Source organism: Oceanicella sp. SM1341, assembly GCF_003448965.1.
Classification (GTDB): domain Bacteria; phylum Pseudomonadota; class Alphaproteobacteria; order Rhodobacterales; family Rhodobacteraceae; genus Paroceanicella.
This window is the reverse complement of sequence record NZ_QRGC01000018.1, coordinates 80,359-106,849: the sequence shown is the minus strand read 5'-3', so window position 1 is coordinate 106,849 and position 26,491 is coordinate 80,359. Positions and strand designations below refer to the sequence as shown.

At 74.5% G+C, this 26,491-nt stretch carries 20 protein-coding genes and 1 tRNA gene; 7 read left to right on the top strand and 14 right to left on the bottom strand.

The genetic code is table 11. From position 1 onward, the window contains the following. Positions 1–467 precede the first annotated feature (467 nt). Positions 468–1,802: an aspartate aminotransferase family protein gene (locus D3P35_RS16400; protein WP_118135823.1), complete on the top strand. Its 1,335-nt coding sequence runs from the start codon at positions 468–470 to the stop codon at positions 1,800–1,802. A 420-nt stretch (positions 1,803–2,222) separates the two neighbouring features. On the opposite strand, the gene D3P35_RS16395 is transcribed toward D3P35_RS16400, so the two are convergent. Next, positions 2,223–3,929 carry a GMC family oxidoreductase gene (locus tag D3P35_RS16395; RefSeq protein WP_198670657.1) on the bottom strand — a complete coding sequence of 569 codons (1,707 nt, stop codon included), beginning with the start codon at positions 3,927–3,929 and terminating at the stop codon, positions 2,223–2,225. A 188-nt stretch (positions 3,930–4,117) separates the two neighbouring features. Continuing rightward, positions 4,118–5,017, bottom strand: a complete 900-nt coding sequence (locus tag D3P35_RS16390; protein ID WP_118135822.1) for an SDR family oxidoreductase — start codon at positions 5,015–5,017, stop codon at positions 4,118–4,120. Between the two features lie 104 nt (positions 5,018–5,121). Between D3P35_RS16390 and D3P35_RS16385 the strand changes: the two genes are divergently transcribed. After that, positions 5,122–6,066 (top strand): helix-turn-helix transcriptional regulator, encoded by a 945-nt coding sequence (locus D3P35_RS16385; RefSeq protein ID WP_118135821.1) that lies wholly within the window; start codon positions 5,122–5,124, stop codon positions 6,064–6,066. Positions 6,067–6,338: 272 nt separating this feature from the next. On the opposite strand, the gene D3P35_RS16380 is transcribed toward D3P35_RS16385, so the two are convergent. Then, a complete protein-coding gene (locus D3P35_RS16380) occupies positions 6,339–6,776 on the bottom strand; it encodes a helix-turn-helix domain-containing protein (protein WP_118135820.1) in 438 nt (145 codons plus the stop codon). Positions 6,777–6,887: 111 nt separating this feature from the next. Between D3P35_RS16380 and D3P35_RS16375 the strand changes: the two genes are divergently transcribed. Continuing rightward, positions 6,888–7,694, top strand: coding sequence for an SDR family oxidoreductase (locus tag D3P35_RS16375; RefSeq protein ID WP_118135819.1), 807 nt, complete (start codon positions 6,888–6,890; stop codon positions 7,692–7,694). 2 nt (positions 7,695–7,696) lie between these two features. Here D3P35_RS16375 and D3P35_RS16370 read toward each other — a convergent pair whose 3' ends face one another. Further along, positions 7,697–8,950, bottom strand: coding sequence for an Hsp70 family protein (locus D3P35_RS16370; RefSeq protein WP_118135818.1), 1,254 nt, complete (start codon positions 8,948–8,950; stop codon positions 7,697–7,699). Between the two features lie 311 nt (positions 8,951–9,261). Between D3P35_RS16370 and D3P35_RS16365 the strand changes: the two genes are divergently transcribed. Then, entirely contained in the window at positions 9,262–11,148 is a 1,887-nt protein-coding gene (locus D3P35_RS16365; RefSeq protein WP_198670656.1) for a hypothetical protein, read from the top strand. 3 nt (positions 11,149–11,151) lie between these two features. Here the strand turns inward: D3P35_RS16365 and D3P35_RS16360 are convergent, their stop codons facing one another. From D3P35_RS16360 to D3P35_RS16345, 4 genes are all read right to left on the bottom strand, one after another. Then, positions 11,152–11,922, bottom strand: coding sequence for an acyltransferase (locus tag D3P35_RS16360; RefSeq protein WP_198670655.1), 771 nt, complete (start codon positions 11,920–11,922; stop codon positions 11,152–11,154). Positions 11,923–12,158: 236 nt separating this feature from the next. Then, positions 12,159–12,233, bottom strand: a tRNA-Gln gene (locus D3P35_RS16355). Positions 12,234–12,293: 60 nt separating this feature from the next. Further along, positions 12,294–12,890: a GNAT family N-acetyltransferase gene (locus tag D3P35_RS16350; RefSeq protein ID WP_232830523.1), complete on the bottom strand. Its 597-nt coding sequence runs from the start codon at positions 12,888–12,890 to the stop codon at positions 12,294–12,296. Beyond that, positions 12,887–13,291 carry a ketosteroid isomerase-related protein gene (locus tag D3P35_RS16345; RefSeq protein ID WP_370031589.1) on the bottom strand — a complete coding sequence of 135 codons (405 nt, stop codon included), beginning with the start codon at positions 13,289–13,291 and terminating at the stop codon, positions 12,887–12,889. The genes D3P35_RS16350 and D3P35_RS16345 overlap by 4 nt, the downstream gene beginning before the upstream one ends. A gap of 146 nt (positions 13,292–13,437) precedes the next feature. On the opposite strand from D3P35_RS16345, the gene D3P35_RS16340 reads away from it, so the two are divergent. After that, positions 13,438–14,487 carry an Mrp/NBP35 family ATP-binding protein gene (locus tag D3P35_RS16340; protein ID WP_118135815.1) on the top strand — a complete coding sequence of 350 codons (1,050 nt, stop codon included), beginning with the start codon at positions 13,438–13,440 and terminating at the stop codon, positions 14,485–14,487. 275 nt (positions 14,488–14,762) lie between these two features. Here D3P35_RS16340 and D3P35_RS16335 read toward each other — a convergent pair whose 3' ends face one another. The 6 genes from D3P35_RS16335 to D3P35_RS16310 all read right to left on the bottom strand — a co-directional run bounded on the left by D3P35_RS16335 (position 14,763) and on the right by D3P35_RS16310 (position 24,525). Continuing rightward, positions 14,763–16,238, bottom strand: coding sequence for a serine protease (locus tag D3P35_RS16335; protein WP_118135814.1), 1,476 nt, complete (start codon positions 16,236–16,238; stop codon positions 14,763–14,765). Beyond that, complete coding sequence (locus D3P35_RS16330; RefSeq protein WP_118135813.1) at positions 16,235–17,068, bottom strand: hypothetical protein; 834 nt, start codon at positions 17,066–17,068, stop codon at positions 16,235–16,237. Before D3P35_RS16330 ends, D3P35_RS16335 begins: the two co-directional genes overlap by 4 nt. A 25-nt stretch (positions 17,069–17,093) precedes the next feature. Beyond that, a complete protein-coding gene (locus D3P35_RS16325) occupies positions 17,094–18,797 on the bottom strand; it encodes an SUMF1/EgtB/PvdO family nonheme iron enzyme (RefSeq protein WP_118135812.1) in 1,704 nt (567 codons plus the stop codon). Between the two features lie 709 nt (positions 18,798–19,506). Next, complete coding sequence (locus D3P35_RS16320) at positions 19,507–20,712, bottom strand: hypothetical protein (protein ID WP_157982178.1); 1,206 nt, start codon at positions 20,710–20,712, stop codon at positions 19,507–19,509. A 580-nt stretch (positions 20,713–21,292) separates the two neighbouring features. Further along, positions 21,293–22,042 (bottom strand): ATP-binding cassette domain-containing protein, encoded by a 750-nt coding sequence (locus tag D3P35_RS16315; protein WP_118135810.1) that lies wholly within the window; start codon positions 22,040–22,042, stop codon positions 21,293–21,295. A gap of 11 nt (positions 22,043–22,053) precedes the next feature. Then, complete coding sequence (locus tag D3P35_RS16310) at positions 22,054–24,525, bottom strand: vWA domain-containing protein (protein ID WP_118135809.1); 2,472 nt, start codon at positions 24,523–24,525, stop codon at positions 22,054–22,056. 325 nt (positions 24,526–24,850) lie between these two features. Between D3P35_RS16310 and D3P35_RS16305 the strand changes: the two genes are divergently transcribed. Further along, a complete protein-coding gene (locus tag D3P35_RS16305) occupies positions 24,851–25,381 on the top strand; it encodes an acyl-CoA thioesterase (protein ID WP_118135808.1) in 531 nt (176 codons plus the stop codon). Between the two features lie 213 nt (positions 25,382–25,594). Then, on the top strand, positions 25,595–26,491 hold the full coding sequence (mepA, locus tag D3P35_RS16300; protein ID WP_118135807.1) for a penicillin-insensitive murein endopeptidase: 897 nt from the start codon (positions 25,595–25,597) through the stop codon (positions 26,489–26,491).

Below are 26,491 nucleotides of genomic sequence, written 5' to 3'. Positions count from 1 at the left end.
GCGCAAGGCATGCGCCGGTGCCGCTCCTGCTGCCGGGGCGCGGTGCGGGCCTGGCCGCGCAGCGGGCAGGCAGCGCCGGCGCCGGCCTGCGGCCCTGTCCTGCCGCGCAATGCCGGTGAAGTCGGTCTCGCGCAGGGCGCCCCGCCGGTGGCGCGGGGCACCCGCGGGGGCGGCGCGGCCGGCCCCGGTCTCGGCTCTCGTCCCCATCGATCGATGCGCCTCGCAGTGCTTGCCCCGGGCCGGGCGATACGCATGCCCCGGGGCGGCCGCGGCACAGGAACCCGTGGCGCGGCCGCCCTGCCCCAGAAGGCCACGCCCCGCGCCTCCGGCCCAAGTGAATTGCAGTGAATTCCCGTGGGGAAGGGCGTTGCCCCGGCGCGCGGCACCTGCATAGTCGACGGGTGTCCCTTTCCCGACGGAGACCCCGCCATGCCCGCTCCCGCCGCCCTGTCCTCGCCCGGTGCCGCATGAGCCGCGTGCTCAACCGCGCCGGCCCGCCCCCGGCCCTGGCGCTGCGCGGCGCCGGCTCCTGGATCGAGCTCGCCTCGGGCGCGCGCGTGCTCGACGGGGCGGGCGGCGCCGCGGTGGCCTGCATCGGCCATGGCAACGCGCGGGTGGCCGGGGCCATCGCCGGGCAGGCGGCCGCGCTGAGCTACCTGCACAGCGCCTTCTTCACCAGCTCGCCGGCCGAGGAACTGGCGGAGCTGCTGGTGGAGAGCGGCGGCGGCGCCTTCGCCCGGGCCTTCTTCGTCTCCTCCGGCTCCGAGAGCGTGGAGGCCGCGCTGAAGCTTGCCCGCCAGTACCATGTCGAGCGCGGCGAGCCTGCCCGCACCCACGTCATCGCCCGGCGGCAAAGCTACCACGGCAACACGCTGGGCGCGCTCTCGGCCAGCGGCCATGCCGCGCGCCGGGCGATCTACGAGCCGATGCTGATGCCCGGCTTCAGCCATGTCTCGCCCTGCCAGGCCTTTCGCCACCGGCCTCCCGGCCTCTCCGACGCCGACTGGGTGGCGGCGCTGGCCGCCGAGCTCGAGGCCGAGATCACCCGCCTCGGCCCCGGCCGGGTGGCCGCCTTCCTGGCCGAGACGGTGGTGGGCGCCACCTCCGGCTGCACGCCGGCGGTGCCCGGCTACTTCCCCGCCATGCGCGCGGTGTGCGACCGCCACGGCGTGCTGCTGGTGCTCGACGAGATCATGTGCGGCATGGGCCGCACCGGCCGCCGCCACGCCTGGGAGGACGAGGGCATCACCCCCGACATCCAGACCGTGGCGAAGGGGCTGGGCGGCGGCTACGTGCCCATCGGCGCGATGCTGGTCGGCCACCGGGTGGTCGCGGCGCTGGAGGCGGGCTCCGGCGCCTTCGTGCACGGCCACACCTACCAGGCTCATCCCCTCGCCGCCCGCGGCGCGCTCGAGGTGCAGCGCATCATCGCGGAGGAGGGGCTGGTCGCCCGTGTCGCCCGGCTCGCCCCCGGCCTGCGCGCCCGGGCCGGGCAGCATCTCGGCGCCCATCCCAACATCGCCGACATCCGCGGCCGGGGCTTCTTCCTGGGCCTCGAATGCGTGGCCGACCGCGAGAGCGGCGCCCCCTTCCCCGCCGCCGCGGGCTTCTCCGCCCGGGTGAAGGACGCGGCCCTGCGGCGCGGCCTCGCCATCTACCCCGGCTCCGGCACGATCGACGGCCTGCGGGGCGACCACATCATCCTCGCGCCGCCCTTCAACGCGACGGAGGACGAGCTCGACCTGCTCGTCGAGCGCCTCGCGGGCGCCGTGGAGGACGCCCGCCTCTCCCTGAGCCACTGAGGGCCTGCGCGCCGGAGACGCGGACCGCGGCGACACGGCGGTCGGGGGCTCGATGCCCCCGTCCGACGTTTTTCCCCGCGCTGACGCCGGGGTCCCTGCTGTCGCCGGTGCACACGGCCCGGCCGATGCGCCGGTGGAGGGCAAACGCGCGACGGGGGCATCGAACCCCCGCCGCGCGTGTCGCCGCCATGCGGCTCCGGCGCCCCGCCCCCGGGGCCGGGCCTGGCAGGAGCGTGGCACACGCTCCTCCGCGCCATGTCGCGGGCCGCCCTGCGGGACAAAGCGCGGGGAGAGCCCCGGCCGGTCCGCCGGTCCGCCGTGACACTCGCAGCACCGGGTAGCACCGGGCAACGCAGGCATGCGCGGCACCGCGTGGCGGATCGCCCGGCGGGAGGCCGGGCCGGCGGGTGCCGCCGCCGCTCAGCCGGTGATGAAATCCCCAGCCCGCTCGCCGATCAGGATCGAGGGCACGTTGGTGTTCGCGCCGGTGATGCGCGGCATCACCGAGGCATCGGCGATGCGCAAGCCCTCGATGCCGTGCACCCTGAGGTCGGGCGCGGTGACCGCCTCGGCATCCGTTCCCATCCGGCAGGTGCCCACGGGGTGGAAGTAGGTCGAGCAGCTCATGCGCACGAATGCCTCCTTCTCCGCCCGGGTCATCACCGGCTTCGGCACCACCTGCCGGCCGGTGATCTCGCGGAAGCCCGGCTGCTGCGCCAGCTCCTGGCCCAGCTCGACCCCGTGCACCAGGGCGTCCATGTCCGCGGGCTCGGCGAGCAGGTTGGGCTGGATCTCGAGCGGCCCGTCGTGCCGGTCGGAGAGCATGCGCATGTAGCCCCGGCTCTGCACGCCCATGAGGCCCGGCGAAATGGTGAAGGCATTCGGCGGCACCGGGTTGGCCGCGGCCAGCTCCGGCATCAGGTAGGGGATCTGCATCGAGACGAACATCAGGTCGGGCACGGCCAGGTCACCGCGCGACTTCGAGAAGAAGGTCGAGCCCTCGAGGTTGTTGTTGGGCGGCGGCATCGGCCCCGCCGCCTCGAAGATCATCCCGCCGAGCAGGATGTGCTCCTGCAGGTTCCGCCCCACGCCGGCCAGGTCGGCCACCGGCGCGATGCCCAGCGCCCTCAGCTCGTCCGCGGGCCCGAGGCCGGAGAGCATCATCAGCCGCGGCGTGTCGATCGCCCCGGCCGAGAGCACCACCTCCGCCTCCGCGCGCAAGGTGAGCGGCCGGCCCTCCACCAGCACCTCCACCCCGGTGCAGCGCGTGCCCTCCAGCAGCAGCCGGGTCACCTTCGCGCCGGTGAGCACGGTGAGGCGCGGGTTGTCCATCGCCGGGCGCAGGTAGGCGCGGCTGGCGCTGTCGCGGGTGCCGTCGCGCAGGTTCATGTTGATCGGGCCGACGCCGAGGCTGGTCTCGCCGTTCATGTCGTCGACATAGGCCATGCCGAGCGAGCGGCCGGAGGCGATCAGCGCCGTCGCCACCGGGTGGAGGTCCTTCGCGCGCTCCACGCGGATCGGGCCGCCGGCGCCGCGCAGCGCGGTCTCGCCGTCCTCCCAGTCTTCCATGCGCTTGAGATACGGCAGCACCGAGGCCCAGTCCCAGCCGGTGGCGCCCGCGGCGGCCCAGCCGTCGTAGTCCGACGGGTTGCCCCGCACCCAGACCAGCGCGTTGATCGAGGACGACCCGCCCAGCACCTTGCCGCGCGACAGCAGGATGGAGCGGCCGTTCACCTGCTCCGTGGGGGCGTAGAAATACGTCCAGTCCCGCTCCGAGCCGATGTTGGCCACCCAGGCCGAGGGCGTGTCGATCTCCGGCACGCCGACATCGCTGCCGCCGGCCTCGATCACCAGCACCCGCGCGTCGGTGCCGTCGAGGATGCGCCGCGCCACCGCCGAGCCGGCCGAGCCGCTGCCCACCACGATGTAGTCGTACCCGGGCGCGAGGGTGCGGCCGTTCATCGCCTGCACCTCCCCCGCCCTCACCGCCTGGGCGATGGCCTCGGGCGCCATCACGCCCAGCAGCCCCGCCGCGGCCGCCCGTGACATCAGCTGCCGCCGGCTCATCCGGCCGGTGGCGGTGAGGTCCAGCAGCCGGCGGGCCCGTTCCTTGCGTGCATCGATCATCAGCTTGCGCATCCCTGTCGGTGAGGGTGGCATCGCCCGGGCAAACACGCGGGATCCGTGCCACCGCTTCTGTGGTCCGCATGTACGTATACGGTATGACGGATACGCTATTTGCAGAAAGCCGGAGCTGTCAAGCACGCGCCCGCCCCCCCGGATGGGGGGGCAGGCCGCCGCTCTCGCGGGCGCGGTCAGGCGTCGAAATAGCCGCTCGCCGCCATGTCCTCCAGCAGGCCCGGCCCCTCGGCTCCCCAGCCGAGGCGCTGCGCGGTAAGCCGGGCCGTGGCCGCCATCTCGCGGGCCACGAAGGCGGCGATCCAGCCGAAATGCGCCCCGGCCTCCGCCTCCGGCACCGAGACGGTGGGCAGGCCCAGCCCCCGGCCGATCGCCTCGGCGATCTCGCGGAACGGCAGGCCGGTCTCGCCCACGGCGTGGTGGTTCTGGCCGGGCTCTCCCCGCTCCAGCGCCGCGCGGTAGAGCCGGGCGGCATCCGCCCTGTGCACCGCCGACCAGCGGTTCGTCCCCTCGCCGATCCAGGCCGACACCCCGCTGCGCCGCGCCAGCGCCACGAGACAGGGCACGAAGCCATGGTCGCCCGCGCCGTGCACCGAGGGCGGCAGGCGCAGCACGCCGGCCCGCACGCCACGCGCCGCGAGGCCGTGCACCAGCTCCTCGTTGGCGCCGCGCAGCGCGGCATGGCCGGTGCGCGCGGCCGGTGTCTCCTCGGTGCCCGGCCCGTCGCCGGACTGCAGCAGCCCGATGCCCGAGGTCACCAGGAAGGGCTTGCCGCTGCCCTCCAGCGCGCCGCCCATGGCGCCGATCACCTCGCGGTCGAGCGCCACGGACGCGGCGAAATTGTCGAAATCATGCACGAAGGCGGTGTGGACCACCGCCTCGGCCGCCGCCGCGGCCCGGGCCAGCCCGGCCGTATCGGCCAGCTCCCCGTGCAACGGCGCCCCGCCGGCCGCGCGCAGCGCCGCCGCGGCGGCCTCCGAGCGCACGAGCCCGGTCACCGCGTGCCCCGCGCCGACCAGCTCCGCCACCACCGCCGATCCCACGAAACCGCTGGCACCTGTCACGAATACTTGCATGGCTTTTCATCCTCCTTGTGTGGTGGCAAGACAGATAACGGGCCCGCGCCACGGGGTAAGACGTGAGCTCATACCGGTATGCGCACCAACAGGCTGGGACGGCGATGGACGGCACGGACAGCAGCGGCACGCGGCGCCAGGAGCCCGCGACCGGCGACAGGGCGGCTTCGGAGGCGCCCGGCCCGAAGGCGAACCCCGCCTCCGGGTCGGCCCCGCCCACCGAGCCGGGCAAGGCGCTCGGCGCCTTCCTGCGCGACAGGCGCGCCCGGCTCGACCCCGCGGCCTTCGGCCTGCCGCTCACCCGGCGGCGCACGCCGGGGCTGCGGCGCGAGGAACTGGCCCAGCGCGCCCATGTGAGCGCCACCTGGTACACCTGGCTCGAGCAGGGGCGCGGCGGCGCGCCCTCGGCCGACGTGCTCGAGCGGCTGGCCCGCGCCCTCGCCCTCACCGAGGAGGAGCGCGAGCACATGTTCCTGCTCGCCCAGGCCCGGCCGCCGCAGGTGCGCCCCGGCCCGCCCACCGGGCTGCCGCCCCGGCTGCGCCAGGTGCTCGACGCCTTCGGCGACACGCCCGCCGTGGTGAAGACACCCGACTGGACCGTGCTGGCCTGGAACCGCGCCGCCACCGCCATCTTCGCCGATTTCACCGCCCTGCCGGCGACCGGGCGCAACGTGCTGCGCATGCTGTTCCGCCGCCCCGCCGCCACCCGGCTCGACGACTGGGAGAGCGTGGCCCGCCACGTGGTCGGCTCGGTGCGCCGCGACACGCTGCGCGCCGGCCTGCAGGAGGAAACCCGCGCCCTCGTCGAGGCGCTCTCGGCCGAGAGCCCGGAGTTCCGCGCCATGTGGGCCGAGCAGGAGGTGCATGTGCACGGCGAGGGGCACAAGAGCATCGACGCGCCCGGCGTGGGCAGGGTGCGGATGGACTATTCCACCTTCAGCGTCGACGGGCGGCCCGAGCTGGGCCTCGTGGTGTTCCTGCCCGCCACCGCGCAGGACCGCGCGCGCCTGGACGCCCTGATCGCCGCCCTGCCGCCCGAAACCGGCTGATCCCCGCCACGGCCCGCCGGGCGCCCCGCGCCACGGAAAGGCCGGAGTCGCCGCCCGGGCTCCCGAGCACAGGCCCCACGGCGCCATGAGCGTGCCGGGCCGCAAAGGCCCGACTGCCCCGCCCTTCCGTCCAGCGTTTCCATTGCACGCCTCCACGCGCGGCGGCCACCGCGGCAGGCGTCGCTGCCCCGTGGCCGGGCCGCCCGGCACGGGCGGGGCCCATGCTGCATGGCAGGCGCGCGCCCTGCCCGCCCGGCCACGCCGCCGGAGCCTCAGGGCTGGCGCAGGCGGATGGGAAAGCTGCCGATCGGCCGGCCCGTGGGCCCGTCCACCACCACCGGCTCGACCGGCACGCCGGTCTCGGCATCCACCGGCACCGACAGCGGCGCCGGCCCGCCGTGCCGCCGGCCCCAGGCACCGATCGCGTGCAGCACCGGGCCGAAGTCCCGGCCCATCTCCGTGAGCAGGTACTCGAAGCGCGGCGGGTGCTCGGAATAGGCGCGCCGCTCCAGCAGCCCCGCCTCCGTCAGCGCCGCCAGCCGGCGCGACAGGATGTTCGGCGCGATGCCGAGGCTCTGGCGGAACTGCTCGAACCGGGTGAGGCCCAGCCCCGCGTCGCGCAGGATGAGCAGGCTCCAGGCATCCCCGACATGCGTGAGCGCGCGGGCGATGGGGCAGGTCGGCTGCGACTGTGCGGGATCCTTCGTCATGGCCTGAAGATAATCTCGTCACTATCCTATTGCAAGTTACACGGAGACTCCCTAGCTTTTCGATAGTCACTATCGTTTCGCAACTCACATCGAGCTACAGGAGATCCCGTCATGACCACGAACCCGCAGCGGGCCACGGCCCTCGTCACCGGCGCCTCCAGCGGCATCGGCGCGGTCTATGCCGACAGGCTGGCCCGTCGCGGCCATCCGCTGGTGCTCGTCGCCCGCGACGCGGAGCGCCTGAACGCCCTCGCCGCGCGGCTGCGCGCCGAAACTGGAGTGTCCGCGGAGGTGCTGGTGGCCGATCTCACCCGGCCCGACGCGCTCGACCGGGTGGCCGCGCGGCTGGCGGAGCCGGACGTGGGGCTGCTGGTGAACAACGCCGGCATGGCGCTCAGCGACACGCTGGCCGAGAGCACGCCGGAGCAGGTGGCCCGGCTGCTCGCGCTCAACGTAGGCGCCCCCACCCGGCTTGCCGCCGTAGCCGCACGGGCCTTCGCCCTGCGCGGCGGCGGCGAGATCGTGAACATCGGATCGGTCCTCGCCCTCGCCACCGAACGGTTCGAGCCGGCCTATGCCGCGACGAAGGCCTTCGTGCTCACCCTCAGCCAGGGGCTCGCGGCGACGGAGGCCGCGCGGGGCATCTACGTGCAGGCGGTGCTGCCCGGCGCCACGCGCACCGAGATCTGGGCCCGCTCCGGCAAGGATATCGATGCCTTCCCGCCGGAGATGGTGATGGAGGTCGACGACATGGTGGATGCCGCCCTCGCCGGGTTCGACGCGCGCGAGACGGTCACCATCCCGGCCCTGCCCGATGCGGGCCAGTGGCAGGCCTATGAGGCGGCGCGCCTCGCGATGGGGCCGAACCTGTCGCTGCGCGACCCCGCGGCGCGCTACCGGGCGGCCGCGGCAGCCTGAACTCAGGCGGCGAGCGCGTCCTCGGTGGCGAGGGCGAGCCCGTCCACCACGGCGGTGAAGGCCTCGGAGCGGCTCACCTGCGCCTGCGGGCACACCGCTCCCGCCTCGGTGGCCACGAGCCCCATCAGGCTCGAGCCGCCGACGAGGATGATCGAGCCGACCTCCGCCGGCGTCAGCCCGGCGAGGCGCAGCGTCTCGTGCATCGCCTCGCGCAGCGGCTCGCGACAGCCCGCCAGCGCCTCCTCCAGCGAGGCCGGCGAAACCGGCGCCGCCAGCCCGGGCTCGATGAAGCCCATGTCGATGGCGGCCCCGCCCTCGCCGCCGTTCGCGGCGATCTTGCCGCGCTCCACGGCGAAGGCGAGCTCGTGGCCGAGCTCCTCCCCGATCACCGTGGCGAGGCGGCCGAGGCGCAGGGGGTCCTCCGCCTGGCGCAGCATGTCCTCCACCAGCCTGCGGGTGTCGCGGCTGTAGAGGAAGGGGATCTTCGCCCAGGTGGAGAGCTCGACGAAGATGGCGTTCGGCACCTGGGTGAGCCCCTCGCCCAGCGGCCGGCGCAGCAGCCCGCCATGGCCGAGGTGCGGCATGGCATGGGCCATGGAGATGGCGTGGTCGAAATCCGTGCCGCCCAGCCGGATGCCGTGGCTGGCCAGGATCTCCACCCGGTTGCCCCCCGCCCGGAACACCGAGAAATCCGAGGTGCCGCCGCCGATGTCGACGATCAGCCCCGCCGTGCCCTGCCGGCCCAGCCCGTGGCTGGCCAGCGCCGCGGCCTCCGGCTCGAAGAGGAAGCGCACCTCCTCGAAGCCGGCGGCGAGGTAGCAGGCGCGCAGGTCGGCCTCGGCGCGGGCGTCGCGCTCGGGGTCGGCGGTGTGGAAATGCACCGGGCGGCCGGAAAGCGCGCGGGAGAAGCTGCGGCCCGAGGCGCGCTCGGCCCGCGCCTTCACCTCGGCGATGAAGGCGGTCACGATATCGGCCAGGGTGCGCCTGCGCCCGCCCACCAGCCGCTGCTCGTGGAAGAGCGCGGTGCCCAGCACGCTCTTGAGCGCGCGCATGTAGCGCCCCTCCTCGCCCTCGATCAGCGCCTCGGCCGCCGCGGCGCCGATGCGCATCGCGCCGCGATCGGCGGGGAAGAACACCGCCGTGGGCAGCGTCTCGGCACCGCTCTCGATAGGCAGGCGCCGGGGCGCACCGCCGTCGAGGATCGCGGCGGCCGAATTCGAGGTTCCGAAGTCCATGGCAAGCGTGGCGCCGGGCATCGCAGACATCCTTCGGTTGCTGAGGGAGCCACGGAGCTAAACAATTGCCAACGGCCCTGCAAGCCCCGCGCCGCGCCGCGGCCTCCCGGGGCGCCCGTTCCGCCCCGTGCGGAATGCCGAGAATCTGCCGAAAATTTTCGCCGGATCGACCGGAAATCGGCTGATTTCCCGGCAAATCCGGGCAGTGCGGCGCCCGCGCGCCCCGGGCCGCGAAACTTTGCCGAAAATGCCCGGCAGATTGCCCGCCGGGCTTAAAATTTCCGCAGGCCCGGCGGCCTTACCCAAAGGCGCATCGCAACCGGATGGGCCGCATGGGAAAAGCCGTCGTCATTCTCGCGGGCCAGAGCAATGCTCTGCGCGCCGCCCCGCAGGTGCGCTCCGCGCTGGACAGCCAGTACGGTGCGGGCAACTACGTGCTGGTGGAGGCCTTCGCCGGCGGCGCGCCGCTGCTCTATGCCCGCAGCCCCGGGCTGGACTGGGCGAGCCCGGAGGAACTGCCGGCCACACTCGCCGCCGCCACCATCGCGGCGCTGCGCGACAACCCCGGCAGCTATGCCGCGGGCTTCCTCTGGCTCCAGGGCGAGGCGGACAGCCGCAGCACCGCGGTGAACACGGCCTACGAGGCCGCCTTCACCGCGCTGTTCGAGGCCACCCGCGCCGCGGTGGCCGGGGCCCTCGGCCCGGCCGTCGTGGGCATCGAGACCGCGCCGGTGGTGATCGCCGAGCTTTCCGACCACGCGCCCGGCGCGCCGGAGCGCGCGCACTGGGAGGATGTGACCGCCGCCCACCGCAGGCTGGCGGAGCGGGACGGCCGCGTGACCACCATCGACCCCGACAGCGTCGCCTCCGCCCATGGCATGGACGCCGCGGCGATGTTCACCGACACGCTGCACTACGCCCCCGCCTTCCGCGCCGCACTGGCGGAGGCCATGGTTGCCCGGCTCGCCGAACGGGGTGCCGCGGCCGGCTGCCTGCGCGAGGGCAGCGCCGGGGCCGACACGTTCTCCGCCCTGCCCTCTGCCGACGAGATGGCCGGTTTCGCCGGGAATGACCGCTATTTCGTCGACAGCCCGGGCGACCGGGTGCGCGAGGCCGCGGGCGAGGGCCATGACCGCGTCTACGCCTCGGTTTCCTTCGCGCTGAGCCAGCACAGCCAGCACCTCGAGGAGCTGTTCCTCACCGGCAGCGCCGATCTCGCCGGCATCGGCAACGGGCTCGACAATGTCATCCGCGGCAACGCGGGCGACAATTTCCTCAACGGCGCCCATGGCGATGACCGGCTCTACGGCGGCGACGGCAACGACACGTTCCGCGACCTGCTGGGCAGCAACTACATGGCCGGCGGCCGGGGCGACGATGTCTATGCCGTCACCAGCCCCGGCGACCGGGTGGTGGAGGAGCGCGGCGAGGGGCTGGACCGCGTGGTCTCCACCCTCTCCTTCTCGCTGCGCGACCACAGCCAGCACATCGAGATCCTCGTGCTCGCCGGCAGCGCCGACATCGACGCCACCGGCAACGCCGGCGCAAACATCCTGCGCGGCAATTCCGGCGACAACCTGCTCGACGGCGCGGCGGGCGACGACCGGCTGTTCGGCGGCGACGGCAACGACCGGTTCCGCGACATCGGCGGGCGCAACTGGCTCGAGGGCGGCCGCGGCGACGATCTCTACTGGGTGCTGAGCCCGCGCGACATCGTGGTCGAGCAGGCCGGCGAGGGGCTCGACCGGGTGTTCTCCCCGGTGGGCTTCACCCTGCCCGGGCATGTCGAGATCCTCGCCCTCACCGGCGCGGCAGACGCCTCCGCCACCGGCAACGACACGGCGAACGTGATCCGCGGCAACGACGGCGCAAACCTGCTCGACGGCGGCGCCGGCAATGACCGGCTCTTCGGCGGCGCGGGCGACGACACGCTGCTGGGCGGGGCGGGTGACGACTGGCTGGAGGGCGGCGCCGGTGCGGATGTCTTCATCTTCCGCGAAGGCGAGGGACGCGACGTGATCGCCGATTTCGACCCCGCCGCGCCCGGCGAGCGCATCGATCTCTCGGCCCTTTCCGCCATCACCGGCTTCGACGACCTGCTGGCCGGGCACATGAGCGCACTGGCCGCGGGCGTGCTGATCGATGACGGGGCGGGCAGCAGCATCCTGCTCGCCGGGCTCGGGGCGGATGCGCTGTCCGCCGACGACTTCCTGTTCTGAGGCTCAGCCGTCTTCCTCGAGCGAATCGAGCACCGCGCGCATGTCTTCCAGCGGCACGGGGTCGCCGGAGAAATAGCGGCTGCGCTCCTCTTGGTTGGGCCCGGCGGGGGAGTTCGACCAGGTGACGTCGTCGCGGATCTTGCGGGCCGGGATGCCGGCGTAGATGGAATAGGCGTCGGCGTCGCCGGTCACCAGCGCGCCGGCGCCGATCACCGAGCCGGTGCCGATGGTCACGTCCGGCATCACCGTGGTGTTGCGCCCCAGCCAGACATGGTCGCCGATCACCACCCGGCGGCGGTGGCCGTTCAGGATCTCGCCGGTCGAGCGGCGGATGATGGCGTGCTGGTCGCTGCACTGCACGAGCACGTTGTCGGAAAACAGGCAGTCACGCCCCACCGCGAGGTCGGAGTTGTCGCACACGAAGCGCGCGCCGCGCATGGCGGTATTGGCGCCCACGCGCACGGTGGCATTGCGGCGGAGCTGGAATTTCGCCTGCACCGAGGCCTCGCTTTCCAGGCGGAAATGCAGGTTCTCGCGGCCGAGGTTGAGCTCGATGCTGCCGCTGAGCCGCTCGGGCACCAGCACGATGGTGATGTTGCGCCGCACGCCGTCGTGCATCCGGGTGAGGGTGAGGCGCGGCGCCCCGGTGAGGCCCGGCGCGCAGATCACGTGGCAGTTCTCGAAGCGCTCGGGGGGCAGTTCGGGAAAGAACTCCGCCAGCGGCCGGCGCAGGTGGCCGCGCTCCAGAAGCTGGTCGATCGACGCCTCGTCCATCCGCTCTCCCTGCGACACCGCCCCCTCCCCGGCCTCCTGCCGCCCTGCGCGGCGGCTTGGGCCCATGATGCACCGGCCAGCGCCCCGGGGGAAGGTTTAACGCGCCCGCGGCCGGGACGGCGGCTGCCTCCCGGGCCACCCCACGCCTCCGCCGACCGGCCGGGGCGCAAGGAGGCGCGGCCGGGGACGAGGGGAGCCCGAAGTCCCGGCACCCGGGGAGCGCATGTGGGGGGAGGTGGCTGGGGCGGCAGGATTCGAACCTGCGAATGACGGTACCAAAAACCGTTGCCTTACCGCTTGGCCACGCCCCATTCGAGGCATCTTCTAGTCGGCGCCGGCCGGTTCTGCAAGCCTGCGGAACCGGGGCGGGCTCAGGCCGCGGGCGTGGCGCGCAGCCAGAACTGCATCGGCTTCGCGCTCTCCCCCGCCGCGCCGATGTCGCGCCAGGAATATTCGGCCACCAGGCCCTCCTCGGGCACGTAGCCGCGCTTGCCCCAGAAGGCGTCATGCGGGCGGTAACCCTCCGGGCGGGCCGGGTGGTCGGGCGGGCGGATCACGGCGCAGAAGGCGCAGAGCGGGCGGCCGAGGGCGCGGGCATGGGCCTCGCGCGCATCGAAGAAGGCATGGCCCAGGCCGCGGCCGCGGTACTCGGGCAGCAGCACGGATTCGCCGAAGTAGAGGATGTCCGGCAGCCGGAGGCCGCGCGCCTCGAACGGGGCGGCGAACTCGGCCGCGTGGTCCTCCATCGGCGCCGCGGTGGCAGCACCCACGATGCGGCTGCCGTCGAGCGCGGCGACCACCAGCGCGTCGCGGCTCTCGGCATAGGCGCGCACGTAGCCCTGCTCGTAGTCCTCCGATCCCTCGTAGAGATAGGGGAAGGCGCGGAACACCTCGATGCGCAGCCGCGCGAGGTCCGGCAGCGCCTGCGTGAGGGCGCTGCCGGTGAGGGCACGGGTCTCCACGCTCACCCGAGCACCTGCCGCTCCCATTCGGGGAGGTTGTAGTAGGTGGTGACCCGGGTGATCGCCCCGCCCTCGGCCGCGAGGAAGGCGCCGGCGGGCAGCTTGTAGGTCTGGCCCTTCGCCTCCGGCAGGCCGGGGTCGGTGGCGAGGTAGGTGCCGTTGACCACGAACTCCACCGCCGCACGGGTGCCCGAGGCATCGAAGAGGAACACCATGTCGGTGAGCTCCTCGCGGTAGCATTCGCTCATGTGGGCGCAGAACTCGGCGAAGGCCGCCTTGCCGGTGCGCGTCGCGCCCTGGTTCACGTCGTGGCGCACGTCCTCGGAGAGGCAGGCGAGCATGCCCTCCGTGTCGCCGGCGTTGAAGGCATCGTAGTAGCGTCGCACAAGGGCTTCGATATCGGTCATCGCATTCTCCGGTGAATCAGGCCCCCGATCCTAGCCGCTGTTTCGCCCGGCACCAGTGCGGGAGCGACAGGTGCGACCATGGTCGCGACGATGGACATTTGCCCCCCGCCCTCCTACCTCGGGAGTGCGCAGCGGGAGACGAGCAGATGGCACTGACACGCGAAACGGTGATGGAGATCCTCTCCGGCCTGGCCGACCCGGCCGGCGGCGGCAGCATCGTGGCGGCGGACCGGGTGCGCGCGCTCGGCATCCACCACGGCCAGGTGCGCTTCGTGATCGAGGCGCCCGAGGCGCTGGCCGGCCCGATGGAGGAGGTGCGCCGCGAGGCCGAGCGCCGGCTTGCCGCCCTCGACGAGGTGACCGGCGTGTCGATCCTCGTCACCGGTGCGGTGCCCGCCGCGCCGAAGCCGCGCGCGAAGCCCTCGGAGGGCCCGCGCCTCACCGGGATCGACCGGATCGTGGCCGTGGGCTCGGGCAAGGGCGGGGTTGGCAAGTCCACCGTCACCGCCAATCTCGCGGTGGCGCTGGCCGCCGCCGGCCGCCGGGTGGGCCTGCTCGACGCGGATATCTACGGCCCCTCCCAGCCGCAGATGCTGGGCGAGCACGCGCGCCCCGCCTCCCCCGACGGCCAGCGCATCACGCCGAAGGAGGCGCATGGCGTGCGCTTCATGTCCATCGGGCTGATGACCCGGCCCGAGGACGCGCTGATCTGGCGCGGGCCGATGCTGATGGGCGCGCTGCAGCAGCTGCTGGGCCAGGTGGAATGGGGCCGGCTCGACATCCTGCTGGTCGACCTGCCGCCGGGCACCGGCGACGTGCAGCTCTCCCTCACCCAGAAGGCGAAGCTCTCCGGCGCCATCGTGGTGAGCACCCCGCAGGACGTGGCGCTGATCGACGCGCGCCGGGCGATGGACATGTTCCGCAAGGTCGACGTGCCGGTGCTGGGGATGATCGAGAACATGTCGATGTATGTCTGCCCGGTCTGCGGCGACGAGGCGCATATCTTCGGCCATGGCGGCACGCGCGAGGAGGCCGCGCGCCAGAACGTGCCCTTCCTGGGGGAGATCCCGCTCGACCTCGCGACCCGGCTCGCCTCCGACGCCGGCCGCCCGGTGGTGCTCGAGGCTCCCGACGGCGCCCCGGCCCGCGCCTTCCGCACCCTCGCCGAGCGGATGATCGCGGGCGGCATGGCCTGAGGCCCCCCGCCGGCATCGCGGCGCGCCGGCGGCCATCGCCCTCTCCGGCAGGTCCGGCATCCGGCGCACCGCCGGAGCGCGCTCCCGGGCGGTGGCCTGCCCGGGGGTCGGAGCCGACGCCCCCGGCCCGCGTCGCCGGGTCAGGCGCGCGGGCCCTGCCACGGCGCGGCGCCCACCCCGGCAGCCGGGCCCCTTTCCGGGGGGGCACGGACGAGGGCGGCCGGCCGCACTTCCGGTGACGTCCCCGTGCACGGGTGCCGGCGCCCCTGCCCCGGTCAGCGCGGGGCGTGGCACTCCACGCGCAGGGTGTAGGCGCGGGCCCGGGTGGCGACGTCGGGCACCCGGGCGTCCGGCGCGGGCTCGGCCCCCGCCAGCAGCGGCTCCACGCCGAGGTCGCGCATGAAGTCGATGGCGATGTCGCCTCGGATCACCCAGCCCATGTTGTCGACCTTCTCGCGCAGCGAGCCGGCCGCCTTCGAGACCACCACCGCGATCTGCTGCCCCGCGAGGTCGAGCACCGGGCCGCCCGAATTGCCCGGCTGGATCGGCGCGGTCACCTGGATGTTGCGCCGGTCGCCGTAGAGGCCGGCGCGGGCCGAGACCACGCCGGTGGTGAGGTTGAGCGCCCGGCTCACGCTGAACACCGGGTAGCCCATCACGATCACCTCCTCGCCCAGCCGGGCGTCGAGGGCGCGGAAGCGCACCGGGCTGCGGTTGGCGAACCGCTCGGCGCGCAGCAGCGCGAGGTCGTTCACGATGTCCACACCCAGCAGAAGCGCCGGGTTGCCGTTCACCGTGAGGCTGTCGCAGCCGTCGACCACGTGGAAGTTGGTGAGCACATGGCCCTGCCAGGTCACCAGCGAGCCCGAGCCGGTGGCGATGGTGGTGCGATACCATTCCGGCCCCTCCTGGTAGCCGGGGTATTCACGCCGCGACACCCGGCGCTTGCGCTCCGCCGGCGAGAGGCCCGGCCCGTCGAAATGCGAGAGGCCGGCGAGCATCGCCATGCGCACCGGCGCGAAGATGTTCTGCCGCGACACCGGGTAGCGCAGGGTGAGGGCGCGGGTCTCCGAGCGGCCCACCTCGAAGACCTGGGAGGAGAAAGTGTCGCCCACGATGTAGCTGAGCAGGAAGAAGTTGCCCGAGATCGTGCCGTTCACCTCCGCATACTCCTCCTTCTCGCGGTAGGCTTTCAGCAGGGAGTCGTAGATCGGCCGGACCTTGCCGCCGAAGGCCTCGAAGCGCGAGACCAGCACCTCGAGATCGGCCGAGCCGCGGGCGGGAAAGCGCACCGTGGTCACCTCGTCCTCCAGCCGCTCGAGGGTGGGCGGGCCGAGATAGCCCATCGGCAGGCTCACGGCGACGCCGGTCCATTCCTCCTTCACCTCGCGGAAATCGGCGCGCTCGCGGGCGCGGGCGGCCCGCCTGCGCAGCGTGTCGGCCTGCAGCGGCGAGAGGGTGCCGGTGGCCGCCGCGCCGAGCGATTCCTGGAAGCGGCCGGCGGCGGTGCGGGTGTCCTCGCCCTCCTCGCCGTCGATGCGCCCGTAGTAGAACCCGACCCAGAGCAGGTCGGCCTGCATCGCCTCCACCGGGTAGTCGCCGGCGCGGGGGGCCCGGCCGCCGCCGGGCATGCCCCAGAAGCTCTCCGGCACCCCCTGCCCCGCGGCGCCGCCCGGCAGCACGGCGACGAGCAGCATGGCGGCCAGCGCCGCGGGCGCGAGCGCCGGCAGGACCGCACGCCGCCGGCTCATCCGACCAGGATCCGCATGGCCTCGACCTGCTGGTCGAGTTCGGCCTCCGCCGCCGCGTCCTCGGTGCGCAGGGTCTCCACGTCCTTCGAGGCGGCGATCACGTTGGGCGAGGTGGTCTGCACCCGCGCCTTCGCCGCGCGGGCGGCGGCGTCGCGGCGCTCGTTCTCCAGCAGGGCCGCCTCCATGTCCGAGCCCGCGGCGGTGGCGTCGACATAGGCGGTCACCCGCTCGTCCGCGCCGTCGAGCACGGTGCTGATCAGCCGGTTGTCGTCGGCCACGGCCCGGGCGAAGCCGTCGATGTAGCCCGGGGCCTGCGCCGCGTCGATCACCCGGGTCTCGATGTTGCGGGTGAGGGTGGCGCCCTCGCGACGGCGGCAGTCGCGCAGCGCCTGCACCGCGGCGGCGGTGCCCGAGAGGCGGGCGCGCTCGGCCCGCGCGTCGCTGTCGACGCTGCCAAGCAGCTGCTCGCGCGAGCTGGCGCGCTCCTCCTTCTGGCGGAAATAGGCCAGCGAGTAGCCGGCCAGCGCCCCGGCCGCGGCGGCATAGGCGCCCTTCTGCCACCACTTGTCGTCGCCCGTGGCGGCGGCGATGGCGCTGGTGAGCAGGCCCGCGGCCACCGCGCCGCCGGCGGCGGATTTCAGCCGGTCCTGCTCCTCGGTCGACTGCTGCTCGATGAGCGGGCGGCGCCAGGCCACGCAGACATCGTCGGGGTCGTCATAGGCCGCGCGCAGGGCGGCGGTGTTGCTGGCCGCGCAGCCCTGCAGCGCCAGGGCCGCGGCCAGCGCCGCGAGGAGGCCCGCCCGGGGCCGTGGAAACCGTGTTGCACGCATCGATGCTCCCTCCCATGTCATCGTCTCACCTGAACTCGGGAAATTTCGCGTGGCGCTCGGCGCGCACCACGTCCAGCTCGTCCAGCCAGCGGGCGCGCATCGCCTCGGTCACCGCGCCGCGGGCGGCGCGCACCTCGTACTGGTGGCGCTCGAACATCGCCACGTTCTCGGCGAAGGTCTCGAGGCTGGCGCCGCTCAGCCCCTCGCGCGCGGCGCGCAGCTGGCCGGCGGCGAAGCCCTCCTCCTCCTTCGCGAGCTCGAGCTGGGTGGAGATGTAGAGGTCGAAGGTCGCCTCGATGCGGGTCTGGTTCACCGCGATGCGGCGCTGCCATTCGCCCAGGTCCATCTCCTTGCGCACGCTCTCGGATATCGCGTCCTTCGCGCCCGAGAGCAGCGTGCGGCGCTGGTTGAGCGCGAAGTACATGTTGCGCCCGATGCGGTCGATCAGGTTTGCCGCCACCACGCCGGCGCGCACGAGCTGGCGGGCGTTCTCGCGCGCCTTGTCGTTGCGCTCGGTGTCCAGCCGCTCGAGCGAGGCCTGCAGCCCGGCCAGCCGGCCCTCGAGCTGGGCGCGGTCGAGCTGCTGCTCGCGCAGGCTGGCGCGCAGGGCGTCGAGCTCGGCCCCCACCGCCTCGCGGCTCTCCCGGCCCGGGCCCGCGCCCGCCGCCACCAGCCGGGCCCGCGCCTCGGTGAGCGCGGTGTTGAGCGGCTCGTTGGCCAGGCCCTCCTCGTAGCCCGTGCCCGCGTCGCGCCGGCCGGTGAAGGCGGGGGCGCCGATGGCCGGGCGCAGGCCGGTGGTGGCGATGCGCACCTCGCCGCCGAGGCGGAAGAACTCCTTCTCCACCCGCATGCCCACCGCGTTGCGCTCCCGCCCCACCTTGGAGGAGCCGCCGCGTGTGACATAGCCGCCGGGCTGGCCGTGCAGCCCGTCCGGCCGGGTCATGCGGAACAGCTCGAGCGTGAGTTCCTCGGCGTTGCACATCACGTCGTGCAGGCCGAGGAGATTGGGCATCTTGCGGCCCACCGGGCCCACCGCGTCTTGCACCCGGCGCGGCGGCTCGAGGCAGATCTCGTCGAGCCCGGCGTCGCGCGGCTCGCCGGTCGCGGGGTCGATCACGCGCGGCAGGCGCAGGCTGCGCGCCTGGTCGGTCACCGCGGCCGCGCCGCCGCGCGCGGCGTATTCCCACTCCGCCTCGGTGGGCAGGCGCAGCACGCCGGGCGAGCCCTGCTCCCAGGGCAGCGCCGGGGCGCCGCCCGCGGCCACCGCGGCGCGGTCCTGCGCGAGCAGCCAGAGCATCCAGTCGCGGGTGAAGGCCACGCCGTCGAACCAGGAGAAATTGCCCGCCGCCTCGACGAAGCGCATGTCGAGCCCCCCCAGTGCCGCCGTGTAGGGCGCGCAGCCCGGGGCGTCGGGCGCCGGGCCGGGGCCGGTCTCGCCCAGCAGGCCGAGGCTCCAGAGCAGGGCCTGGGGGGCGGTGATCTCGTACTTGGCGATGTAGTAGGCGCGGGCGCGCGGGGCGGCGAGGGCCTCGGAGGCGCCGTCGGGCGCGCTGTCGGACAGGGTGAAGCCGCCGGCGACCGGGGTTTGCCAGGCGCCGCTGGCCATGGCGACCTGAACGGTCTCGCGGTCGGCCTCGATGCGGCGGCCGAGGCTGGCGAGCTGCTGGTCGAGCACGTGTTCGGCCGGCACGTCGACGCGGCGGAACATCACCTGCCGGCCGCAGGGCATCGGCAGGGCGATCTCCTCCGGCAGGGCGCCCCGCGCGGCGCCGATCTGGGGGCAGGTGATCTGCGAGGGGTCTCCGGTGTCCGTTGCCGCGAGCTCTGCCGCGAGGGCGCGGAAGCGGGCGGGGTCGTCTGTGCGGCACCATTGCGCCGGAGGCGCATAATTAAGGTCCCCTGCCGGAGGCGCATAAATAAAGTCCCCTGCCGGAGGCGCATAATTGGAGTCTCCTGCCAGAGGCGCATAGCTAGCCCCCCCTGCCGGAGGCGCATTACCAGAGCCCCCTGCCGGAGGCGCCTCAGCCGATCCCGCCGCAGTTGCCTCAGCCGATCCCGCCGGAGCCGCGTCGGCGGAACCTGCCGGAGGCGCACCGGTTGAGCCGCCCGAAGCCGCATCGCGGCTGCCTGCCGAAAGCCCGTCGGAAGAGCCCGCCGGAGCCGCGTCGGCCAATCGTGGCGCATGCGCGCCGCCGTGACCCTCCGCCCCCCCCTCCCTGACGGCCCTCACCGGAGCCGCGCCAGCGGAGCCCACACCGGCGGTGCCGGCCATGACCGCACCCGCAGCCTCCGCCAGGCCCGGTCCGTAGGTCGCCCGGGCCGAGGGCGCGGGAGCCGATGCCCCCGCCCCCTCGCCGGTGCCCGCGCCGGAAGGCTGCACCGGCGCGAGGGCCAGTGCGGTGGCGAGGGCGATGCCCCGGGCGGTGCGTCGCAGGATGTCAGTCACGTCTCAGGCCCTCCGATGGTTCCAGCCGCGCCGCGTGGCGCCCCGCGACGGCCCCCGACACGGCACCCCCGAGCAGCGCGAGGGCCGTTGCGGCGGCCACGTGCCCGGGGGTGAGCAGCGACATCGGCCCGTCGAAGCCCGCGATGCCGGCCAGCCGCGCGTTCACCTGCCCCTGCGCCGCGAGCACGGCGAGCCCGGCGGCCAGCGCCCCCGCCCCGGCCAGCAGCGCGCCCTGGACCATGGGGAAGAGCTGCAGTTCCGCCCCGGCCGCGCCGAGCATGCGCAGGAGCGACAGCTCGCCCGATTTCTCCGCCGTGGCGGCGGCGAGCTGGAAGCCCAGCGTGAGCATCACCCCCGCCGTGGTGAGCACGAGGATCACCGAGAAGACCCAGCCCAGCCCGGTCTCGATGGCGAGGGCGCGGGCGATGTCGGCCGCCTCGGTGCGCACGTCCATGCCCTGGCTCACGAGGGCGTCGCGCAGGGCCGGCACGTCGCGCACGTCGCGGGCGAAGAGGCGGAAGCTGGCCCAGCTGCGGCCCGGCTCCGGAGCGGCGGCGAGGTCGGGCGGCGGGCCGCCCTCGCGCCAGCGCTCCACCGCGTCGAGCAGCCGGGGGTGGATGAGCGCCGTGTCACGCTGGGCGAGGCCGCGGTCGAGCACGTGCAGCACCCGCGCCTCGTGGCGGAAGCTCTCGCGCGCGCTGCCCACCCGGCGGGTGAAGACGAAGCTCACCGCGTCGCCCGGCGCGAGGCCCAGCGCCGCGGCGGCGCTGGCCGAGAGCACGGCCTCGCCCGGGGTGGTGACGGCGAGCGCCGGTGGCAGCAGCGGGTCGCCCGCGGCGGTGGGCACCAGCTCCACCTCGGCCACGCCCTCGGCCGTGGCGGCGCGCAGCACGGCGGAGCTGGCGAGGTAGCGGGTGCGCGGCAGCAGGAAGCCGGTGCGCGGGTCGGCCTGCAGGCGCTCGAACCAGGCGGCATCGAGCGTGTACTGGCCCACGGGGGTGAGTTCCCGGGTGCGCGGGTCCTCGCGCAGCTGCGCGATGAGCCCGGAGACGAAGCCGTGGTTGAGCCCGAAGAGCAGCAGCAGCGGCGCCATGGCGATCATCGCGCCCAGCGCGAGGCAGGCGGTGGAGAGCCAGCCATGCGCGAGGTCGCGGCAGGCGAGCGCGGCGAAGAGCCCGAGGCGCGGCAGCCGGCTCATGCGCCCCTCCCCCGCACGGCCGGCCGGAGGGAGCGGGCCCTCGGCGCACTCCGCATTGCCCCGCCGCGCGGCCCTGCGGCCCATGCCCTTCCGGCGCGGGCGACCAGCCCGGGCCGCGCCCGAGCGTCCCCCCGGCAGGGCGCACTGGCGATGTGCCGCGCCGCACGCCCCTCGTCCGGGGCTTGCGAGATGAACCGATCACCACGGGCGGCGCGGCGCCCACCCGGGGTCGGGCGCGGCCCTGCGCGCGGGGCGGCGACCGGGGGCGTGGCGGTGATGCCCCGTCGCCCGACCGCCGGATCCGCGAGCCGCCGGGACAGAGCCATGCGCCCGCTGCGCAAGGTGCGGGCGGGCACGCGGACGGAGAGAAGCGCGCGCGCGCTCCCGGCTCCGCATCGACGCCGGGTCGCCGGGCCGACCGGCACCAGCGAGAGTCGCCCGCGGCGTGCAGGACCGTGGGGCGTGGACGCCGCGAGAGGGGAGTGCGCGCGCCTCCGCGCCGCGGAACGGGCCGGCACGCGCGGGCCGGGGCCCGCGCCGCGCGAGCGACGGGCCGGCCTGCAGAGAGGGCCCCGCGCGCTCATGCCGCCACCTCGCCGTCGAGCCGCGAGACCAGCCGGCCGCCGCTGCCGGCGCGCGGGGCGGGCAGGCGCAGCAGGCGGAAGCCGTGGCGGCGCAGCGCCGCCTCGTCGTGGGAGGCGACGAGGAAGGCCGCGCCGGCGGCCGATGCGATGCCCGCGAGGGCGCAGAGCACGCGCCCGGCGGTGTCGGCGTCGAGCGCGGCGGTGGGCTCGTCGGCGATCATCAGCGCCCGGGGACTCACCGCCATGCGCAGCAGCGCCGCGCGCTGGCGCTCGCCGCCCGAGAGCGCGGCGGGCGGCTTGTCGAGCAGGTGGGCGAGGCCGAGCGCCGCCGCCACCGTCTCGATCCGCCCGCCTGACGCGGCCCCGGCCTGCCCCGCGAGGCGCAGGCCGAGGCCCGCGTTGCCGCGCACGCTCAGCCAGGGCAGCAGCCCGCCGTTCTGCGGCGCGTAGGAGACATGCGCCGCCCGCACCCGGGTGAGCCGCTCCTGCGCGCGGGCCAGCAGCAAGGGCGCGAGCTCGAGCGGCGCGGCGCCGGGCGGCGCCAGCCGGAAGCCGCCCAGCGCCTGCGGCCAGACCAGCAGCGCCGCGAGCTCGAGCAGCGTGCTTTTGCCCGAGCCGCTGGGCCCCACCAGCCCCAGCCGCGCGCCGGGCGCGAGGCTCAGCCGGTCGAGCCCGATCTCGTGCTCCGGCCCGCCGTGGGCGGCGGCGCGCAGCACCCGGGCCGCGGTGATCTCGAGCAGGGTCATGCGCCCGCCCCTCAGGGCAGCTTGGCGAGCGCGAGCGGATAGGCCTCCAGCGCCGGGTCGCCGGAGCCGAAATCCACCCAGTTCTCGGTCTGGTCGTAGAGCTGGCGGTAGATGCGCAGCTTCTCCTCCAGCCCCTCCACGAAGCGCTCGCGGTCGGCGGCGGAGAAGGAGGACCAGAGCGCCCGGTCGAGCCCCAGCACCTCGGAGAGATAGGGCAGGCCCTGCATGAAGGCCGGCAGGATCTCGCGCACCGCGGCGCGCTCGTCCGAGCGCACCAGCTCGGGGTCGCGGGCGGTGCGGGCGGCGACGAGCTGCAATTCGTCAAAGAAGGCGCCGGGGCTCTGGTCGGCGGCGCGGAAGGCGTCGACGAGGATCTCCACGCTCTGCGCCAGCGCGCTCACCTGGTTGCGGTTGAGGAAGACCGATATCTCCAGCATCTCGCGTGTGGGGTCGGTGAGGTCGCGGTTCGCCGCCCAGCCGCTCACGAAACCGGGGGCGACGGCCTCGTCGCGCCGGCCGAGATACTCGAGCTGGGCGCGCAGGATCTCGTTGGCCACCAGCCCGCCGAGCCGGGTGGCCGGGCCCGCCTCGCCACCGCCCGCGCCGGGGTCGTCGGAGGTGATGTAGCCGTCGTTCACCGCGGGGGCCTGCGTGTCGATTCGCTGGTTGTGCGCCGCCTTCACCACCGCCTCCACGATGCTGGCGGCCGCGGCGCGGATCTCGCGGCGGAAGGCCTCGTCGGTCTCGGCGGCCACGGCCACGTACTTGCGGCTGTTCACGTCGCCGGTCACCGAGAGCCGGCGGTACTGGTCGGCCGCGCTCTCCACCTGGCCGAGCTTCATCGCCTCGGGGGTGACGAGGTGCAGCGGCAGGATGGCGATGTTCTTCTGCACCGCGGCGGAGTTGAGCACCTGGGTGGTGAGGTCGTGGCGCGAGGCGAGCCCGTCCGCCCCCTCGCGCGCGCCGGCATCGGTGACGAGAAAGATCATCCGGGCGTCGAAGGGCTCCCAGTCGAACCCCTCGATGGCTTCGGCGAGCCCGGCATAGGCATCCTCCCGCCAGTCCACCGTGGCCGAGCGCGAGGGCCCCACCTGGGCGAGATTGGCGAGCACGGTGCGCGGGTCGGCCGCCGCGTCGAGCGGCTGGATCACCCGGGTGAGATACTCCACGCCCGCGTCATGGGCCATGCTGTCGCGGTAGGCGACGATGCCGAAGGAGGCCCGGGCCTCGGTGGCCGCCGCCTCGAAGGCCTGGTAGATCTCGCGCACCGTCTCGCGCGTGCGCTCGATGTAGGGGCCCATCGAGGCGGTGGTGTCGATCACGAAGGCGATGCCGACACGGAACTCCGCCAGGTCGGCCTCCGGCGCGGGGGCCGGCGCCTCGAGCGAGCCCTCGTCGCGCGCGCCCAGCGTGGCGCTGCGCAGCGACACCGAGGCGACCTTCACCAGGTTCACCTGGGTGCCGTCGTCGAACATCTGCTCCACGTGGCCCACCACGGGCAGCAGGTAGGGCTCGTCGGCATAGGACACGGCGGTGGCCGGCTCCACCGCGACCAGCCGGCTGTCCTCCAGCGTGCCGGCGGCGAGGGCGTCGTAGATCTCGCCCGCCTCCTGCGCCACGCGAAAGCCGGTGACGATGTCCACGAGGTCGCGCGAATTCTCGAAGAACAGCACCCGCTCGCGCTTGCCCTTGGGCGCGAACTGCATCACCAGCGCGCTGTTCCATTCCAGCGTCGAGGCGGCCGGCAGCCAGCCCAGCGGCGCGGCGTCGATGCGCGGGCCCACGGCCAGCCACTCGCCGTCGCCGGCCTGGGCGCGCTCGAAGACGTAGAGCACCGAGAAGGGCGGCAGCGGCGCGCCCGCCTCGTCGGGCTCCCCTCCCGCCGCCGGCGCGGTGCGCGCATCCGGCAGGGTGAGCACGCGCTGGAACAGGAGCGCGTTGTCCTCGACCGGCAGCGGTCCGGGCTGCGCCGCGGCCCCCGGCGCCGGGGCGGCCTGCTCCGGCTCCGGCTCCGGCGCGGTGGCGGTCTCGAGATCGAGCAGCGCGGTCTCGCGCGCCGCGATCTCCGCCTCCGCGGCCTCCAGCGCCCCGGTGAAGGCAGCGAGCAGCGCTTCCGCCTCCTCCAGCGCGGTGCCGGCGGCGGCGGTGTCGGCACAATCCGGCGCGAGGCGCGCGCTGTCGTCGAAGGGAGCGCCGGGCGGCTCCGGCAGGGCGGGGCGCGGCGGCAGGGCGGAGACATCCGCCCCCGCCGCGGTCAACGCGCCGATGCGCCGGTCCTGGGCATCGAGCCTGTCGCTGGCCCGGGCGCGGCCGCGCAGGGCCTTCTGCAGCCCGGTCTCCGCCGCGCGCTGCGCGCTGCGCTGCTCCGGCGTGCAGGCCGCATCGGCCCGGCCGGGCTGGGGGTGCGCCAGCACGGCGAACAGCGCAAGGAGGAGGGAAAGCAGCAGGGCGGGAGAACGCGGCGCACGGTCCGGAATGCACATAAATCAATACGTCCTTCGACAATCGGCAGGATAGAGAGATAAACCGCAAGTTGCACTCCGCCCCATCAGGGAGAGTGACCTTCGAACGCGGCACTACGCGAAATGAAACCTGAATTCATGCAAATCAGCGCACAGAAGACTGCGCAATCAATGCGTCGATGATGGTTTCCGAATACGATTCGAGTCAATTCTGAATGTCCCGCTACTTGAGGGGCCCGGCGTATCCCCGGCGCAGCGCGGGGCGGGAGAGCGCGCCGAATTGGCATTTCCCGCGGCCTGTGCCATGCAGCGGGACAGTGAGTCAGACCTTTCCCCCGGGGGCCCCATGTTTCCCTTCATCCGCCTGGCGCTGTCGATGCGCGCCGCGTCGCGGCTCGACGACCTGCCCGTCGACGGCACGCATGTCTCGGCCCATTCCTGCCTGCCGTGGGACCTCGACATGTTCGCCGAGCTCAACAACGGCCGCTTCCTGACCCTGTTCGACCTCGGCCGCCTGCCGCTGGCGAAGCGCATCGGCCTGCTCGGTGCGGTGAAGCGCGAGGGCTGGCGCCTCACCATGGCCGGCGTGACGGTGCGCTACCGCCGCCGCGTGCAGGTGTGGAGCCGCTTCGAGATGCGCAGCCGGATGATCGGGCGCGACGCGCGCTTCCTCTACATGCAGCAGTCCATGTGGCGCGACGGCGACTGCCTCGCCTCCGCGCTCTACCGCGCCGCGGTGGCCGACACGGGCGGCATCGTGCACACCGACCGGGTGATGGCCGCCCTCGGCGCGCCGGAGTGGAACCCGCCGCTGCCCGGCTGGGTGGAGACCTGGGTGCGCTCCGAGGCCGAGCGTCCCTGGCCGCCCGAGACCTGACCGCCCCGGGCCCGCCACCCGGGCCCGCCACTCCCGGCCCGACCACTCCGCGCCGGCCCGACTGCCCCGGGCCCGCCACTCCCGGCCCGACTGCCCGCGCTCACGGGGGCGTGAGCGTGCGCCCCCTTTCGCCGCGCCATGGCTCTGATATGCTTGGCAAACACCCCGGGCGCCCCGGGGCCGCGCCATCGCCTGTCCCGGAGCCTCCGCCCGATGCCCCTGCCCCACCCCGCCCCGGCCCCGCTGCGCCGCGCCTGCGCGCTGGCCGCGGCCCTGCTGGCCCTGCCGGCGGCCGGGCTCGCCGAGCCGGCGGCCAAGACCCTCTTCGGGGCCGAGAGCGGGCCCACGCTCGGCCTCGCCTCGGCCATCGGCTCCTACGCGAAGGGCTGCATGGCCGGCGCGGTGGAACTGCCGGAGACCGGGCCCTCCTGGCAGGCGATGCGGCTCAGCCGCAACCGCAACTGGGGCCACCCGGAGACCATCGCCTTCATTGCCCGGCTGGGTGAGGCCGCGCAGCGCGCCGGCTGGGCCGGCATCTACGTGGGCGACATCTCGCAGCCGCGCGGCGGGCCGATGACCTCCGGGCACGCCTCGCACCAGCTCGGGCTCGACGCCGACATCTGGATGCTGCCGCCCCGCCGGCTCGACCTCGGGCGGGCCGAGCGCGAGAGCCTCTCCTCCGTCTCCGTGCGCAGCGCCGACGGCCGCGCGGTGAACGCGAACTGGACGCCGGCGCACGAGGCCGTGCTGCGCGCCGCGGCCGAGGACCCCGCCGTGGCCCGCATCTTCGTCACCGCCCCGGTGAAGCAGCTCCTGTGCCGCAGCCTGCCCGCGGGCGGGCGCGACTGGCTGCACAAGCTGCGCCCCTGGTGGGGGCATGACGCGCATTTCCACGTGCGGCTGAGCTGCCCCGCCGGCTCCGCCCTCTGCGCCGCGCAGGAGCCGATCCCTCCCGGCGACGGCTGCGACGAGACCCTCGCCTGGTGGACCTCCGACGAAGCGCTCAACCCCGCGCCGCCCGCGCCCGGCACGCCCGCCCCGCAGCCGAAGCCCGCCCTCACCCTGGCCGACCTGCCGGCCGCCTGCCGCGGGGTCCTGTCAGCCCCGTGA